Raw genomic sequence first — 13,627 nt, 5'->3', positions numbered from 1 at the left:
TCGGCGCTCCGGTCCGGACGAGGGGAGTCCTGGTGTTCGCGGTGACCCGGCTGCAGGTGTCGGAGGGGGACGGCGCCGCCCTGACCGCTGACGTCGGTGCCCTGCTGGCCGCCTTCGCCGCGCGCCCCGGCTTCCGCGACGGGGAGCTCGGCCGCTGCGCCGACGACCCGGCGCTGTGGGCCCTGGTCACCCGCTGGGACGGCGTCGGTGCCTACCGCCGCGCGCTCTCCGCCGCCGAGGTGAAGATCGCCGGCGCGCCGGTGTGGGTGCACGCGATCGACGAGCCCGGGGTCTACCTGCCGGGCGAGGACGCCGGCCGCGAGGCCTGAGGGCTCCGCGGATGCTCGCGCTCTGCCCACCCTGATGGGCAGAGCGCGAGCATCCCTGCAGCACTGCCGCGCGGGGCGGTGCAGGGCGGCAACTACCGTGGACGGGTCAACCCGCCGACCGCCAGCCGGATGGAGCCTCTCGCCGTGAGCGACAGCACCGCCAAGCACGACCCCGCCCGCCTCGACAAGGTGGTCAACCTCTGCAAGCGACGGGGCTTCGTGTTCCCGTCGGGCGAGATCTACGGCGGCACCCGCTCCGCCTGGGACTACGGGCCCCTGGGCGTCGAGCTCAAGGAGAACATCAAGAAGCAGTGGTGGCGCACCGTCGTCCAGAGCCGGGACGACATCGTCGGCCTGGACTCCTCGGTGATCCTGCCCCGCCAGACGTGGGTGGCCTCCGGTCACGTCGGCGTCTTCACCGACCCGCTGACCGAGTGCCAGAGCTGCCACAAGCGGTTCCGCGCCGACCACCTCGAGGAGGAGTTCGAGGTGCGCAAGGGGCGGCTGCCGGAGAACGGCCTGGCCGACATCTCCTGCCCGAACTGCGGCACGAAGGGCGCGTGGACCGAGCCGCGCGACTTCAACATGATGCTCAAGACCTACCTCGGCCCGGTGGAGGACGAGTCCGGCCTGCACTACCTGCGCCCGGAGACCGCCCAGGGCATCTTCGTGAACTTCGCCAACGTCATGGGCGCCGCGCGCAAGAAGCCGCCGTTCGGCATCGGGCAGATCGGCAAGTCCTTCCGCAACGAGATCACCCCGGGCAACTTCATCTTCCGCACCCGCGAGTTCGAGCAGATGGAGATGGAGTTCTTCGTCGAGCCCGGCACCGACGAGAAGTGGCACCAGTACTGGATCGACGAGCGCACCCGCTGGTACACCGACCTGGGCATCGCCCCGGAGAACCTGCGGCACTTCGAGCACCCCAAGGAGAAGCTCTCCCACTACTCGACGCGCACCGTCGACATCGAGTACCGCTTCGGTTTCCAGGGCTCGGAGTGGGGTGAGCTGGAGGGCATCGCCAACCGCACCGACTTCGACCTGAAGACGCACTCGGAGCACTCCGGCGCCGACCTCACCTACTTCGACCAGGGCACCAACACCCGCTGGACGCCGTACGTCATCGAGCCCGCGGCCGGTCTCACCCGCTCGCTCATGGCCTTCCTCATCGAGGCCTACACCGAGGACGAGGCGCCCAACGCCAAGGGCGGCGTCGACACCCGCACCGTCCTGCGGCTGGACCCGCGGCTGGCGCCGGTGAAGGCCGCCGTCCTGCCGCTGTCGCGCAACGCCGACCTCTCGCCCAAGGCCCGCGACCTCGCCGCGACGCTGCGGGCGAGCTGGAACGTCGACTTCGACGACGCCGGCGCGATCGGCCGCCGCTACCGCCGCCAGGACGAGATCGGGACGCCGTTCTGCCTCACCGTCGACTTCGACACCCTCGAGGACGACGCGGTGACCGTGCGCGAGCGGGACTCGATGAGCCAGGAGCGGATCGCCCTCGGCCAGGTGGAGAGCTACCTCAAGGCCAAGCTGCCGGTCTGCTGAGCGGTCCGACCGCCCTGAGTGGGTGCGCTGCCGCCCGGTTCCCGCCCTCGGAACCGGGCGGCAGCGCACCCGCTCGTGCCGGTGCCGCGCCGCGACCGGTGGCGTGGGACACCCCGGCCCGCCGCCTACCCTGGGAGACGTGACCAGCACGCTCGAGCCGGCGACGGCCACCGCGCCGCTGCGCCTGGGCGCGCTCACCGTCGACCCCGCGGTGGTGCTCGCGCCGATGGCCGGCATCACCAACCCGGCGTTCCGCACGCTGTGCCGCGAGTTCGGCGCCGGCCTCTACGTCTGCGAGATGATCACCACGCGGGCGCTGGTGGAGCGCAACGAGAAGACGCTGCAGATGGTGCGCGCCACCCCCGACGAGAAGGACGCGTTCTCCGTCCAGCTCTACGGCGTCGACCCCGCGACCGTGGGCCGCGCCGTCGAGATGCTCGTCGACGAGGGCGTGGCCGGCACCCGCCCGGCGCACGTCGACCTGAACTTCGGCTGCCCCGTGCCCAAGGTGACCCGCAAGGGCGGCGGGTCGGCGCTGCCGTGGCGGCGGGTGCTCTTCCGCGACATCGTCCGGGCCGCGGTCACCGCCGCCCGCGACGTGCCGGTCACCGTCAAGACCCGCATCGGCATCGACGCCGACCACGTCACCTACCTCGACGCCGGCCGCATCGCGCAGGACGAGGGCGCCGCGGCGATCACGCTGCACGGGCGCACCGCCGACCAGCTCTACAGCGGCACCGCCGACTGGGCGCCCATCGCCCGGCTGGTGGAGACCGTCGACATCCCGGTGCTGGGCAACGGCGACATCTGGGAGGCCGACGACGCCCTGCGCATGGTGGCCGAGACCGGCTGCGCGGGCGTCGTCATCGGGCGGGGCTGCCTGGGTCGCCCGTGGCTGTTCGGCGACCTCGCGGCGGCCTTCGCCGGGCGGGCGCAGCGGGCGCTGCCGACCCTGCGCGAGGTCGCCGCCGTGATGCACCGGCACGCCACCCTGCTGTCGGAGGAGCAGGGCGAGCTGCACGGCTGCACCGACTTCCGCAAGCACGTCGCCTGGTACCTCAAGGGCTTCTCCGTCGGGTCGGACGTCCGGCGCTCGCTGGCGATGGTCAGCTCCCTGGACGAGCTCGCCGAGCTGCTCGCCGGCATCCCCGAGCAGCCGTACCCGACCGCCGTCCTCGGCGGGCCGCGCGGGCGGACCAGCCCGCCGCGTCCGGTGGCGCTGCCCGAGGGCTGGCTGGCCGACCGTGACGACCCCCGGCCGCCGGCCGGGGCCGAGCTGATGGTGAGTGGCGGATGAGTGCCGCGAGAACGACGGTCGGGGCAGCGTCGCAGCGAGATGCCGCCCGGAGCCGACAGCGAGTGGGCATCGCAGCGAGCGCCGGCGAGCGAGGAGCGGAGCGAGCGCGGAGGCGACCCGCGGTGTCGAGCGAGGAGCGGATCGAGACCGGAGTCGAGCAATGAGCGGAGCCCAGGGTCCCTACCTGTACGACGACGGCCCCGAGGCGCTGCACACCGGCACCCCCCGCGGCGCGCGCGGGCTGATCCTGGCCGTCCTCGGCGGGACGGTGCTGGTCGCCGTCGCCATGGCGGTCGGCCTGCCGCTGGTGAAGGGCACCCCGGACGAGCAGGCGCGCGAGGTCACCGGCGTCTTCCTCGACGCGCTGGCCGACGGCGACACCGAGACCGCCCACCAGCTGCTGTGCGAGGAGGAGCGGGCCCGTGTGCCCGCCGCCGAGATGGCGGCCGAGTACGCCCCGGCCGGCGACGGCGAGATCACCGGCACCTCCGCGGCGGACGTCGACGGCGTGCCGGTGCAGCGGGTGGAGATCGGCTGGGCCGACGGCACCACCTCGACGTTCACCGTGGTCAGCCAGGACGGCCCGCGCGTGTGCGGGGTCGCCGCCGGCTGACGCCGGCGTCCTCCGGTCGGGTGCCGGCGGCACGGGAGGCTGGTGCCCGCCTCCCGGGTGGGCCAGGATCGCCCTCCTAGGTCCCGATAGGACGTATGAGACGTCTAGGTCTCGGGGCCGTGCTCGCAGCCAGCGCGGAGGTGCACGGTGGGCGGATCGGGGCAGACGACCTGGGTCTACGACTTCAGCGAGGGCAACAAGGACCAGAAGGACCTCTTGGGCGGCAAGGGCGCCAACCTCGCCGAGATGACCAACCTGGGGCTGCCGGTGCCGCCGGGGTTCACCATCACCACCGACGCCTGCCGCCACTACCTCGAGCACGGCGCTACCCCGTCGGAGCTGGCCGACCAGGTGACCGAGCACCTGACGGCGCTGGAGAAGGCGATGGGCAAGACCCTCGGCGACCCGTCGGACCCGCTGCTGGTGTCCGTGCGGTCCGGGGCCGCGGCGTCCATGCCCGGGATGATGGAGACCGTCCTCAACGTCGGCCTCAACGACGACTCGGTCCGCGGGCTGGCCGCCCAGTCCGGCAGCGAGCGCTTCGCCTGGGACTCCTACCGGCGGCTGATCCAGATGTTCGGCAAGACCGTGCTCGGCATCGACGGCGAGTTGTTCGAGCACGCCCTCGACGAGGCCAAGCGCGAGCAGGGCACCGACTCCGACCTCGACCTGGACGCCGCGCACCTGGAGGACGTCGTCGGCCGGTTCAAGGCGATCGTCGCCGAGCAGTGCGGCCGCGACTTCCCGATGGACCCGCGCGAGCAGATGGACCTCGCCATCACCGCCGTCTTCGACTCGTGGAACTCCGAGCGGGCGATCCTCTACCGCCGCCGCGAGCGCATCCCGAGCGACGCCGGCACCGCCGTCAACGTCTGCTCGATGGTGTTCGGCAACCTCGGCCCGGACTCCGGTACCGGGGTGGCGTTCACCCGCGACCCGTCCAGCGGCGCCCAGGGCGTGTACGGCGACTACCTGCAGAACGCGCAGGGGGAGGACGTCGTCGCCGGCATCCGCAACACCGTGCCGCTGCCCGAGCTCGAGCGGATCGACGAGGGCGCGTACCGGGAGCTCATGTCGATCATGAGCCGGCTCGAATCGCACTACCGCGACCTGTGCGACATCGAGTTCACCGTCGAGCGCAGCAAGCTCTGGATGCTGCAGACCCGCGTGGGCAAGCGGACGGCGGCCGCGGCGTTCGTCATCGCCACCCAGCTGGTCGACGAGGGCCTCATCGACATGGACGAGGCCGTCCGGCGGGTGACCGGCGACCAGCTGGCCCAGCTGATGTTCCCGCGGTTCGTCTCCGGCGGGGATGCCCAGCAGCTCACCCAGGGCATGAACGCCTCCCCGGGCGCCGCCGTCGGCAAGGCGGTCTTCTCGTCGGAGACCGCGGTCGAGTGGGCGGGGCGCGGCGAGAAGGTGGTGCTGGTCCGGCGGGAGACCAACCCCGACGACCTCGCCGGGATGATCGCCGCCGAGGGCGTGCTGACCAGCCGCGGCGGGAAGACGTCGCACGCCGCCGTCGTCGCCCGCGGCATGGGCAAGACGTGCGTCTGCGGCGCCGAGGAGCTGCAGGTGGACACCAAGGCGCGGCGGTTCACCGCGCCCGGCGGCGTCGAGGTCGGCGAGGGCGACGTCCTCTCCATCGACGGCTCGACCGGCCGGGTGTGGCTCGGCGAGGTGCCGGTCGAGCCGTCGTCGGTGGTCCGCTACTTCGAGGGCGAGATCGACCCGGAGTCCGCCGACGCCGACGACCTCGTGCGCAGCGTGCACCGGATCCTGACCCACGCCGACGCGCGGCGGCGGATGGACGTCCGGACCAACGCCGACACCCCGGAGGACTCCGCCCGGGCCCGGCGCTTCGGGGCGCACGGCACCGGCCTGTGCCGCACCGAGCACATGTTCCTCGGCGACCGCCGGCAGCTGGTCGAGAAGCTGATCCTCGCCGAGGACGACGAGGGCAAGCAGGAGGCGCTCGACGCCCTCGCACCGCTGCAGAAGCAGGACTTCCTGGAGATCTTCGAGGCGATGGACGGGCTGCCGGTGACCGTCCGGCTGCTGGACCCGCCGCTGCACGAGTTCCTGCCCGACCTCACCGACCTGTCGGTGCGGGTGGCCGTCGCCGAGGCCGAGGGGCACCCCGACGAGGCCAACCTGCGGCTGCTGACCGCCGTCCGCCGGCTGCACGAGCAGAACCCGATGCTCGGGCTGCGCGGCGTCCGGCTGGGGCTGGTCGTCCCCGGCCTGTTCGCCATGCAGGTGCGGGCGATCGCCGAGGCGGCCTGCGAGCGCCGGGCGGCCGGCGGCGACCCGCGGCCGGAGATCATGATCCCGCTGGTCGGGGCGGTGCAGGAGCTCGAGGCGATCCGTGAGGAGTCCGAGCAGGTGCTGGCCGCGGTGTTCGAGGAGTGCGGCCTGGAGCTCGACGTCCTCATCGGCACGATGATCGAGGTGCCGCGAGCCGCGCTGACCGCCGACGAGATCGCGCAGGCCGCGGAGTTCTTCTCCTTCGGCACCAACGACCTCACCCAGATGACGTGGGGCTTCTCCCGGGACGACGTCGAGGCGGCGTTCTTCCACGCCTACCTGGACAAGGGGATCTTCGGCGTCTCGCCGTTCGAGTCGCTGGACCGTCCCGGGGTCGGCCGGCTCGTGGAGGTCGGCGTCGAGGGCGGGCGCCGGGCCCGGCCGGACCTCAAGCTCGGCGTCTGCGGGGAGCACGGCGGCGACCCCGACTCGGTGCACTTCTTCCACCAGGTCGGGCTGGACTACGTCTCCTGCTCGCCGTTCCGCGTTCCGGTCGCCCGGCTGGAGGCCGGTCGCGCCGCGCTGGGAGCCGAGCGCGCCGGCTCCTGAGAGCGGGGTGGCGGGACGCACCGTCGTGGGCACCGCCGGAGCGACAGCAGCGCGTGGTACCCATGACTCGTGGCGGTGCGTGCGGGGAGCCTGGTGGGCCGGGCGGTCGGTGCCGCCGTCCTGGCGTTCTTCCTGCTCGTCGTGTCGACCGCGACCGCGATCTGGTGGACGGCGCGGCAGGACGCCCGCCCGGCGTCGGACGCGATCGTGGTGCTCGGGTCGGCGCAGTACAACGGCGTCCCGTCGTCGATCTTCGAGGCCCGGCTGGAGCACGCGCTGCGGCTGTACGAGGCCGGCGTCGCCCCGGTGATCGTGACCGTCGGCGGCAAGGCCGCCGGAGACCAGTTCACCGAGGCGGAGGCGGGTGCGGACTACCTGACCGACGCCGGCGTCCCGGCGGACGCGCTGCTCCCGGTAGAGGAGGGCGTGGACACGCTGGAGAGCATGCGCGCGGTCGGTGCGGCGTTCGACGAGCGCGGCTGGAGCTCCGCGGTGCTGGTGACCGACCCGTGGCACGCGATGCGGGCGGAGCGGATGGCCGAGGACGCCGGCATCACCGCCGACAGCTCGCCGACCCGGCAGGGCCCGGCGGTGCAGACGCGCACCACGCAGTTCCGCTACATCCTGCGCGAGACGGCGGCCTACCTGCTCTACCGCGCGACCGGCGAGAGCGTCGCCGGCGCGCCCGGGATCGGCTGAGGAGCACCCGTGCTGGAACTCGGGAAGGCCGGCTCGGCCGGCGTCGCGAAGGGCGTGCTGCCCGTGCTGCGCGACGGCGTCGTCGTCGCGACGCTGCGGGCCTCGAACTGGAAGGAGGCGGCCACGGCCGTCGTCGGCGACCGCGAGTGGGTGCTCGCGAAGCGCACGAGGGAGCTCACCGGCCGCTGGGCGGTCGATCCGGAGGACGCCACCCGCCTGCGGGCGCGGCAGACGTCGTTCTGGAAGGGCACCTGGGCGGCCGACCTGGAGGGCACGCCGCTCGTGGCCGAGGTGGTGTCCCGCTGGAAGGGCGGGTACCGCTACCTCTCCGCCGGGCGGGTGGTCGCCGAGACCGGGACGACGGGCGGCTGGTCACCGCGGCCGACGCTGACCGCCGAGGAGTCGCTGCCGCTGGACCACCAGGTCTTCCTGCTGTGGCTGGCGCTGGTGATGGCCCGCCGGGACCAGGCCGCCGCCACCGCGGCGATCGCCGGTGGTGCCGTGGCCGCGGGAGGCAGCTGATGGCCGGGCGGGGACGCATCCGGGCCGCGGACATCGCGCTGGTCCGCGAGCGCAGCAAGATCGACGACATCGTCGGTGAGCACCTGCAGCTCAAGCGCGCCGGGGGTGGCTCGCTCAAGGGCCTGTGCCCGTTCCACGACGAGAAGTCGCCGTCCTTCCACGTCACGCCCAGTCGCGGGCTCTACCACTGTTTCGGTTGCGGCGTGGGCGGCGACGTCATCCGCTTCGTGCAGGAGGTCGACCACCTCTCCTTCACCGAGGCGGTCGAGCTGCTGGCCGGGCGGGCCAACGTCGAGCTGCACTACGAGGACGACGGCGGCCGGCCCACCGGGGCGCCCTCCCGGGAGCAGGCCGGGCAGCGGGCCCGGCTGGTCGCGGCCAACACCGCGGCGGCGGCCTTCTACGCCGAGCAGCTGGGCTCGCCGGAGGCGGCGCCGGCCCGGCAGTTCCTCGCCGACCGCGGCTTCGACCGGCAGGTGGCGCTGGACTTCGGCTGCGGCTACGCCCCCGGCGGCTGGGACACCCTCACCCGCCACCTGCGCGGCAAGGGCTTCACCCAGCAGGAGCTGGTCACCGCGGGGCTGGCCAAGGAGTCCTCCCGCGGCACGCTCATCGACCGGTTCCACCGCCGGCTGGTCTGGCCGATCCGCGACATCACCGGCGACGTCATCGGCTTCGGCGCCCGCAAGCTGATGGACGACGACCAGGGCCCCAAGTACCTCAACACCCCGGAGACCCCGCTCTACAAGAAGAGCACCGTCCTCTACGGCGTCGACCGGGCCAAGCGCGACATCGCCCGCCGGCACCAGGCCGTGGTGGTCGAGGGCTACACCGACGTGATGGCCTGCCACCTCGCCGGCGTCACCACCGCCGTCGCCTCCTGCGGCACCGCGTTCGGGCCCGAGCACATCAGCGTGCTGCGCCGGTTGCTGATGGACCAGGACGAGTTCCGCGGCGAGGTCATCTACACCTTCGACGGCGACGCGGCCGGGCAGAACGCGGCGATGAAGACCTTCGCCGAGGACCAGCGTTTCGTCGGCCAGACCTTCGTCGCCGTCGAGCCCGACGGCCGGGACCCCTGCGAGCTGCGCCAGGCGCACGGGGACACCGCCGTCCGCGACCTGGTGGCCCGGCGGACGCCGCTGATCGCCTTCGTGCTGAAGACGACGCTGGCCGGCTACGACCTGGACACGGTCGAGGGCCGGGTCGCGGCGCTGGAGAAGACCGTCCCGCTGGTCGCGCAGATCAAGGACCACGCGCTGCGGCCGGCCTACGCCCGCCAGCTGGCCGGGATGATCGGCAACACCGACGAGGCCGAGGTGCTGGAGCGGGTGCGCCGGCTGACGGGGGAGGGGGCGGCACCGCAGCGCCCGCGGGGTCCCCGGACGCCGAAGCGGTCGCCGGACGACATCGCCGTCGCGGTGGAGCGGGAGGCGGTGAAGACGGCGCTGCAGGTGCCCGAGCTCGCCGGTCCGATGTTCGACGCGATCCCCGTCGAGGCCTACACCGACCCCGACTACGCCGCGGTGGCCGCGGCGGTCGCCGGCACCGGGGGAGCGGCGGCCACCCGCGTCACCGGCCCGGCCTGGCTGGACGAGGTGGCCGCGCACTGCACGAGCGAGAGCGCCCGGGCGCAGCTCACCGCGCTGGCCGTCGAGCCACTGCGCTCCGCGCACGAGGCGGACGCCGCGTACGTGAGCGCGGTGCTGGCCCGGCTGGAGGAGATGCACACGGTGCGGCAGGTCGCCGCGCTCAAGGGCCGGCTGCAGCGGATGAACCCGGTCGAGGCCGCCGACGAGTACATGAAGGCGTTCAGCCAGCTGATGGCGCTCGAGCAGCAGGCGATCTCGCTGCGGCAGCGGGCGATGGGCGGGCTGGCCCAGTGAGTGTGCTCGACAGGGTTCGGCGGCGGTTCACCCGGCCGCCGGAGCCGGTCCGCGCGGTGGTGCTCGCCTCGACCGATCCCGACGAGCGGGTGCTCGCGTGGGGTGCGCTCGTGCGCGACGAGGGCTGGCTGGTCGCGACGTCCCGCGGGCTGCGCCGGGTTCCGGCCGACCTGCCCCTGCCCGAGGCCGGCCGCGTCGGCGTCCTGCCGTGGCACGAGGTGGCGTCGGCCCGGTGGACGGCGACCGGTGACGGCGGCGGCCGGTTCGAGGTCACCGCACTGACCGAGGTGGAGCCCGGGGTGCAGGCGCGGCTGCCGGTGGAGCGGCACGCGCTGCGCGACGCGGGGGACCTGCCGGCCGTCGTCCGCCGGCGGGTGGACCAGACGGTGGTCGCCAGCCGGCGGGCGCCGCTGCCCGGCCGCGGGGAGGTCGTGCTGGTCGCGCGGCGGGTGCCCGGTCAGGTCGCCCGGGAGTGGACGGTCGTCTTCGACGACGACGCCGACCGCAGCGACCCGGTCGCGCGGGAGGCCGCCCGGCAGAAGCTCGCCGAGGCCGTGGCCGCCGACCAGGTGGGATGACTCAGCGCGGCGGGGGCACCGGCCCCGGCGCGGTGGAGCCCGTCGGTCGCCCGGGCCCGCTGTCGCGGCCCATGCGGGCCTTCACCGAGTTGACGACCGCGTCGGCGCGGGCCTGGGCCATGCCGGCCACGCCCTGCAGCTGCGGGTTGTCCTTGGCGTTCTCCCACGCCTTGCGGATCTGCTCGTAACGCTCCTTGCCCGCCTTCGCGCCGAGCACGTACCCGGCACCGAAGCCGGCGAGGAAGGACAGCTTCGCCACGGGGACCTCCTGCTGACTCGGAAGGGAGTGATCACCGTAACGGGGCGCCCGGGTGTGCGCGACGCGACAGCCCCCTGCGCGGGCCCCCGGACGGCGTCGGGTACTCTTGTCCAGGCGCGCGGGTCCGTCCCGCCGATCCCCCGTAGCTCAATTGGCAGAGCATGCGACTGTTAATCGCAGGGTTATTGGTTCGAGTCCAATCGGGGGAGCAACACCGCCGGCGAGCGGGCTGGTACGTGATCAGAGCCTGGCCCGACGACCGGCGAGCGACCGACGAACCATCGGCTGACTCAGCCCTGCGGGCCCGTTGCGGGTGGGGCGGCAAGGCGCGCCCGCGCCGTCAGGGCCCGGTCGCGCGCAGCACGCGCGGATGCCCGCTCGGCCGCCGCTCGCAGCAGCAACGCGTCACCGTGGGGTCCCAGCGTCGAGATGGCGGGTCATTCTCCGCGGACAGCGCCAGGCGGATAGTCGAGGAGCGTCTCCTCGATCCGGTTCCAGGCGTTGCGCAGGTCGGTCAGCACGGTCGGTTCCTTCGCGGCCAGGTTGGCCTCCTCGCGCCGGTCGGCGGTGAGGTCGAACAGTGCCTCCTCCCGCACGCTGCGGTCGACGTTGTGCGAGACCCAGTACTTCCACTTCCCGCGCCGCAGCGCGCCCTGGTCGACGACTCGCCAGAAGAGGTCCTCCGAGGGGGGCTGCCCTGAGCCCCAGAGGTACTGGCTCAGGTCGCGGCCGTCCATCGGGTAGCCGGGATCCGGGGCGACGCCCGCGGCCGAGAGGAGCGTGCGGGTCCAGTCCATGGTGATCACCGGGAGGTCGGAGACCTGCCCGCCGGACACCCCCGCCGGCCACCGCAGGATCGTCGGGATGCGGATGCCGCCCTCCAGGGCATCGATCTTCGCTCCGCGCAGCGGCCACGTGTAGGAGAACCGCTCTCCGCCGTTGTCGCTCTTGAACAGCACGATGGTGTTCCGGTCCTGACCGGTGTCCCGGAGTGCCCGGAGCACTTCTCCGATCGAGGTGTCCATGTCCTGGACCATCTCCACGTACTTGGCCACTGAGCCGCCGTCGTGGTGGAACAGGGCCGCCCTGTCGCCGGACGTCGCGCGGGCGGTGAGCTCGGCGCTGAGGGCCTGGTCCCCGGGGCCTTCCCAGGGCCAGTGCGGCGTCGTGTAGTTGAGGTTGAGCAGCCACGGCTTCTGGTGGCCCCGGTGGAGGTACTCCACGGTGCGTTCGGTGAGGATGTCGGTGTAGTACCGCAGGTCCTGGTAGGGCACCTCGTTCTCGTACAGGTCGTAGCTGCCCCCGCGGTTGACCTTGGAGAAGTAGTCCACGCCGCCGCTGAGGTTGCCCAGCCACTCCTCCCAGCCGGACCTCAGCGGGCTGAACCACGGCAGGTGGCCGCAGTGCCACTTGCCGAACATCGCCGTGGCGTATCCGGCGTTGCGCAGCAGCGAGGCGATGGTGGGGTGCTCGGGAGGGATGCCGCGCTGCGGATCGGTCGCATCCGGCCCGGCGATCGGTTCGCGCAACCCGGCATACAGGCGCCCCGGGTACCGCCCGGTGTACAGGCTGATCCGCGTGGGCGAGCACGTGGACGACCCCGCGTAGCCGTCGGTGAACCGGACGCCCTCCTTCGCCAGCCGGTCCAGGTTCGGCGTCGAGATGTGCGGTGCCCCGTAGCTGGACAGATCGGCCCAGCCCAGGTCGTCAGCGATGATGATGAGGATGTTGGGTCGCTCCCCGCCTTCCGGAGGGGCGGCGGGCGTGAACGGCCGTTCGTGCGCGGCGGCGGTGCCGGCTGAAGCCGCCACCGCGCCGACCGCCGTGGCACCGACCATGCCGACGAAGGCCCGGCGGGAGAGTCCGGCGGGCCGTGTATCGGGAGTCAAGGGTTCCTCGGGCATGCTTCTCCGCTCATGGGCGCCCCAACGGCGACACACGCCGCGACCGGGGGCGAGACCGTGGGATGACGGAGGTGCACCAATGCGTGTGATGCACACCACGGATGGACGGTGTTCGAAGCTAGCCAGGGGCCTTCGCAGGGTCAAGGCGACGAGGGGTGTGTAACCGTGTCGACGGCGCCTGAGAGCTGACCCCTGTCACCGGGGAGCGTCGTCGTCCGGCGCGCCTCATGGTCGGGCTCTGCAGAGGCGGGGCCATCGGTGTGGCGAGCCCGCAGATGATCTGGGCGGCGGCGCCGTCTTGAGCGGCGTCAGAGGCGGCGGCGACGTCGTCATGCACCGCCGCAGCCAGCGACCAGGAAGACCCGCATCGTGATCCCGTGCCCCGGTCCGGTGTCGATCCGGCATCGAGGCCATCTGCACGTGGGCTTCGAGGCCGATGGGTGACGGATCCGCCTTCGCCCGGTCATGGGTGCCGATCGGATCCAGGATCGCTTCGACGACCAACTCACCGCCGTTGAGTGCAGACGGCTGTCAACCGATACCGGTAGTCGCACGTTGTCCGAGCTCCACGTTCATCGCTGACTCACCGCTGCCAACGACCACGAGATCAACTCGCGGGGCTGTTGGTTCGAGTCCGATCGGGGGAGCTCCGCCGCGGGTCCGCGGCTCCCGGCGACGGGGCTCACGCCCGCGTCGCGTCGAGCAGTTGCAGCAGGTCGTGAGCCGCCAGCTCGATCTCCTTGTGGCCCCACTCCGCGGCCCGGTAGTGGCAGGCGATGATCCCCATCCGGTGCACGCGGCGGAAGTCGCCGTACACGAAGGCGTACCGCGCCTTGGTGCCGTCGGTGGCGCCCTCGGTGAGTGCGAGGTGCCAGGCGGAGTAGTCCGCCCACGAGTGCCGCGCGAGGAACGCGTTCTCGTCCTCGGCGGAGGGCTGGACGCGGCCCCACTCGCTGCGCAGGACGTACCGGCGCGCGGCGATGAGCTCCCGCGCGTGGGCGAGGCCGGCGTCGTTCACCAGGTACCTCGCCATGCGGGCCTCCTCCGCGGGAGCGGCGTGGGCGCCGATCCTCCTCCTCGATGACGTCGTGCGTCCCTGCGCGGTGCTCCTGCGTCGCGCACTGCGAGGGGACCGC

12 protein-coding genes and 1 tRNA gene are annotated in these 13,627 nt (G+C 73.0%); 10 read left to right on the top strand and 3 right to left on the bottom strand.

All coding sequences use genetic code 11. The features are described 5' to 3' along the window. The first annotated feature begins 32 nt into the window (after positions 1 to 32). From ACI78Q_RS06905 to ACI78Q_RS06865, 9 genes are all read left to right on the top strand, one after another. Positions 33 to 329 (top strand): antibiotic biosynthesis monooxygenase family protein, encoded by a 297-nt coding sequence (locus ACI78Q_RS06905; protein WP_456922584.1) that lies wholly within the window; start codon positions 33 to 35, stop codon positions 327 to 329. Positions 330 to 473: 144 nt separating this feature from the next. Then, entirely contained in the window at positions 474 to 1,877 is a 1,404-nt protein-coding gene (locus ACI78Q_RS06900) for a glycine--tRNA ligase (protein ID WP_456922583.1), read from the top strand. Between the two features lie 139 nt (positions 1,878 to 2,016). After that, the gene (gene dusB / locus ACI78Q_RS06895; protein WP_456922582.1) at positions 2,017 to 3,174 is read left to right on the top strand and encodes a tRNA dihydrouridine synthase DusB; all 1,158 of its coding nucleotides are present in this window, start codon (positions 2,017 to 2,019) and stop codon (positions 3,172 to 3,174) included. Between the two features lie 160 nt (positions 3,175 to 3,334). Next, a complete protein-coding gene (locus tag ACI78Q_RS06890) occupies positions 3,335 to 3,787 on the top strand; it encodes a hypothetical protein (RefSeq protein ID WP_456922581.1) in 453 nt (150 codons plus the stop codon). A 147-nt stretch (positions 3,788 to 3,934) separates the two neighbouring features. Then, the gene (ppdK, locus tag ACI78Q_RS06885; protein ID WP_456922580.1) at positions 3,935 to 6,643 is read left to right on the top strand and encodes a pyruvate, phosphate dikinase; all 2,709 of its coding nucleotides are present in this window, start codon (positions 3,935 to 3,937) and stop codon (positions 6,641 to 6,643) included. A gap of 69 nt (positions 6,644 to 6,712) precedes the next feature. Continuing rightward, entirely contained in the window at positions 6,713 to 7,342 is a 630-nt protein-coding gene (locus tag ACI78Q_RS06880) for a YdcF family protein (protein ID WP_456922579.1), read from the top strand. Positions 7,343 to 7,351: 9 nt separating this feature from the next. Continuing rightward, the gene (locus ACI78Q_RS06875) at positions 7,352 to 7,864 is read left to right on the top strand and encodes a hypothetical protein (RefSeq protein WP_456922578.1); all 513 of its coding nucleotides are present in this window, start codon (positions 7,352 to 7,354) and stop codon (positions 7,862 to 7,864) included. After that, a complete protein-coding gene (gene dnaG / locus ACI78Q_RS06870) occupies positions 7,864 to 9,750 on the top strand; it encodes a DNA primase (protein WP_456922577.1) in 1,887 nt (628 codons plus the stop codon). Before ACI78Q_RS06875 ends, dnaG begins: the two co-directional genes overlap by 1 nt. Then, positions 9,747 to 10,328: a hypothetical protein gene (locus ACI78Q_RS06865; protein WP_456922576.1), complete on the top strand. Its 582-nt coding sequence runs from the start codon at positions 9,747 to 9,749 to the stop codon at positions 10,326 to 10,328. Before dnaG ends, ACI78Q_RS06865 begins: the two co-directional genes overlap by 4 nt. A gap of 1 nt (position 10,329) precedes the next feature. Here the strand turns inward: ACI78Q_RS06865 and ACI78Q_RS06860 are convergent, their stop codons facing one another. Next, positions 10,330 to 10,587 (bottom strand): hypothetical protein, encoded by a 258-nt coding sequence (locus ACI78Q_RS06860; protein WP_456922575.1) that lies wholly within the window; start codon positions 10,585 to 10,587, stop codon positions 10,330 to 10,332. Positions 10,588 to 10,723: 136 nt separating this feature from the next. On the opposite strand from ACI78Q_RS06860, the gene ACI78Q_RS06855 reads away from it, so the two are divergent. Continuing rightward, positions 10,724 to 10,796, top strand: a tRNA-Asn gene (locus tag ACI78Q_RS06855). A gap of 228 nt (positions 10,797 to 11,024) precedes the next feature. Here ACI78Q_RS06855 and ACI78Q_RS06850 read toward each other — a convergent pair. Further along, positions 11,025 to 12,476, bottom strand: coding sequence for a sulfatase family protein (locus tag ACI78Q_RS06850; RefSeq protein ID WP_456922574.1), 1,452 nt, complete (start codon positions 12,474 to 12,476; stop codon positions 11,025 to 11,027). Positions 12,477 to 13,173: 697 nt separating this feature from the next. Further along, positions 13,174 to 13,524 (bottom strand): hypothetical protein, encoded by a 351-nt coding sequence (locus ACI78Q_RS06845; RefSeq protein ID WP_456922573.1) that lies wholly within the window; start codon positions 13,522 to 13,524, stop codon positions 13,174 to 13,176. Between the last annotated feature and the right edge of the window lie 103 nt (positions 13,525 to 13,627).

Source organism: Geodermatophilus sp. SYSU D00705 (assembly GCF_054050135.1).
This window is presented reverse-complemented; position numbering and strand designations above follow the sequence as displayed.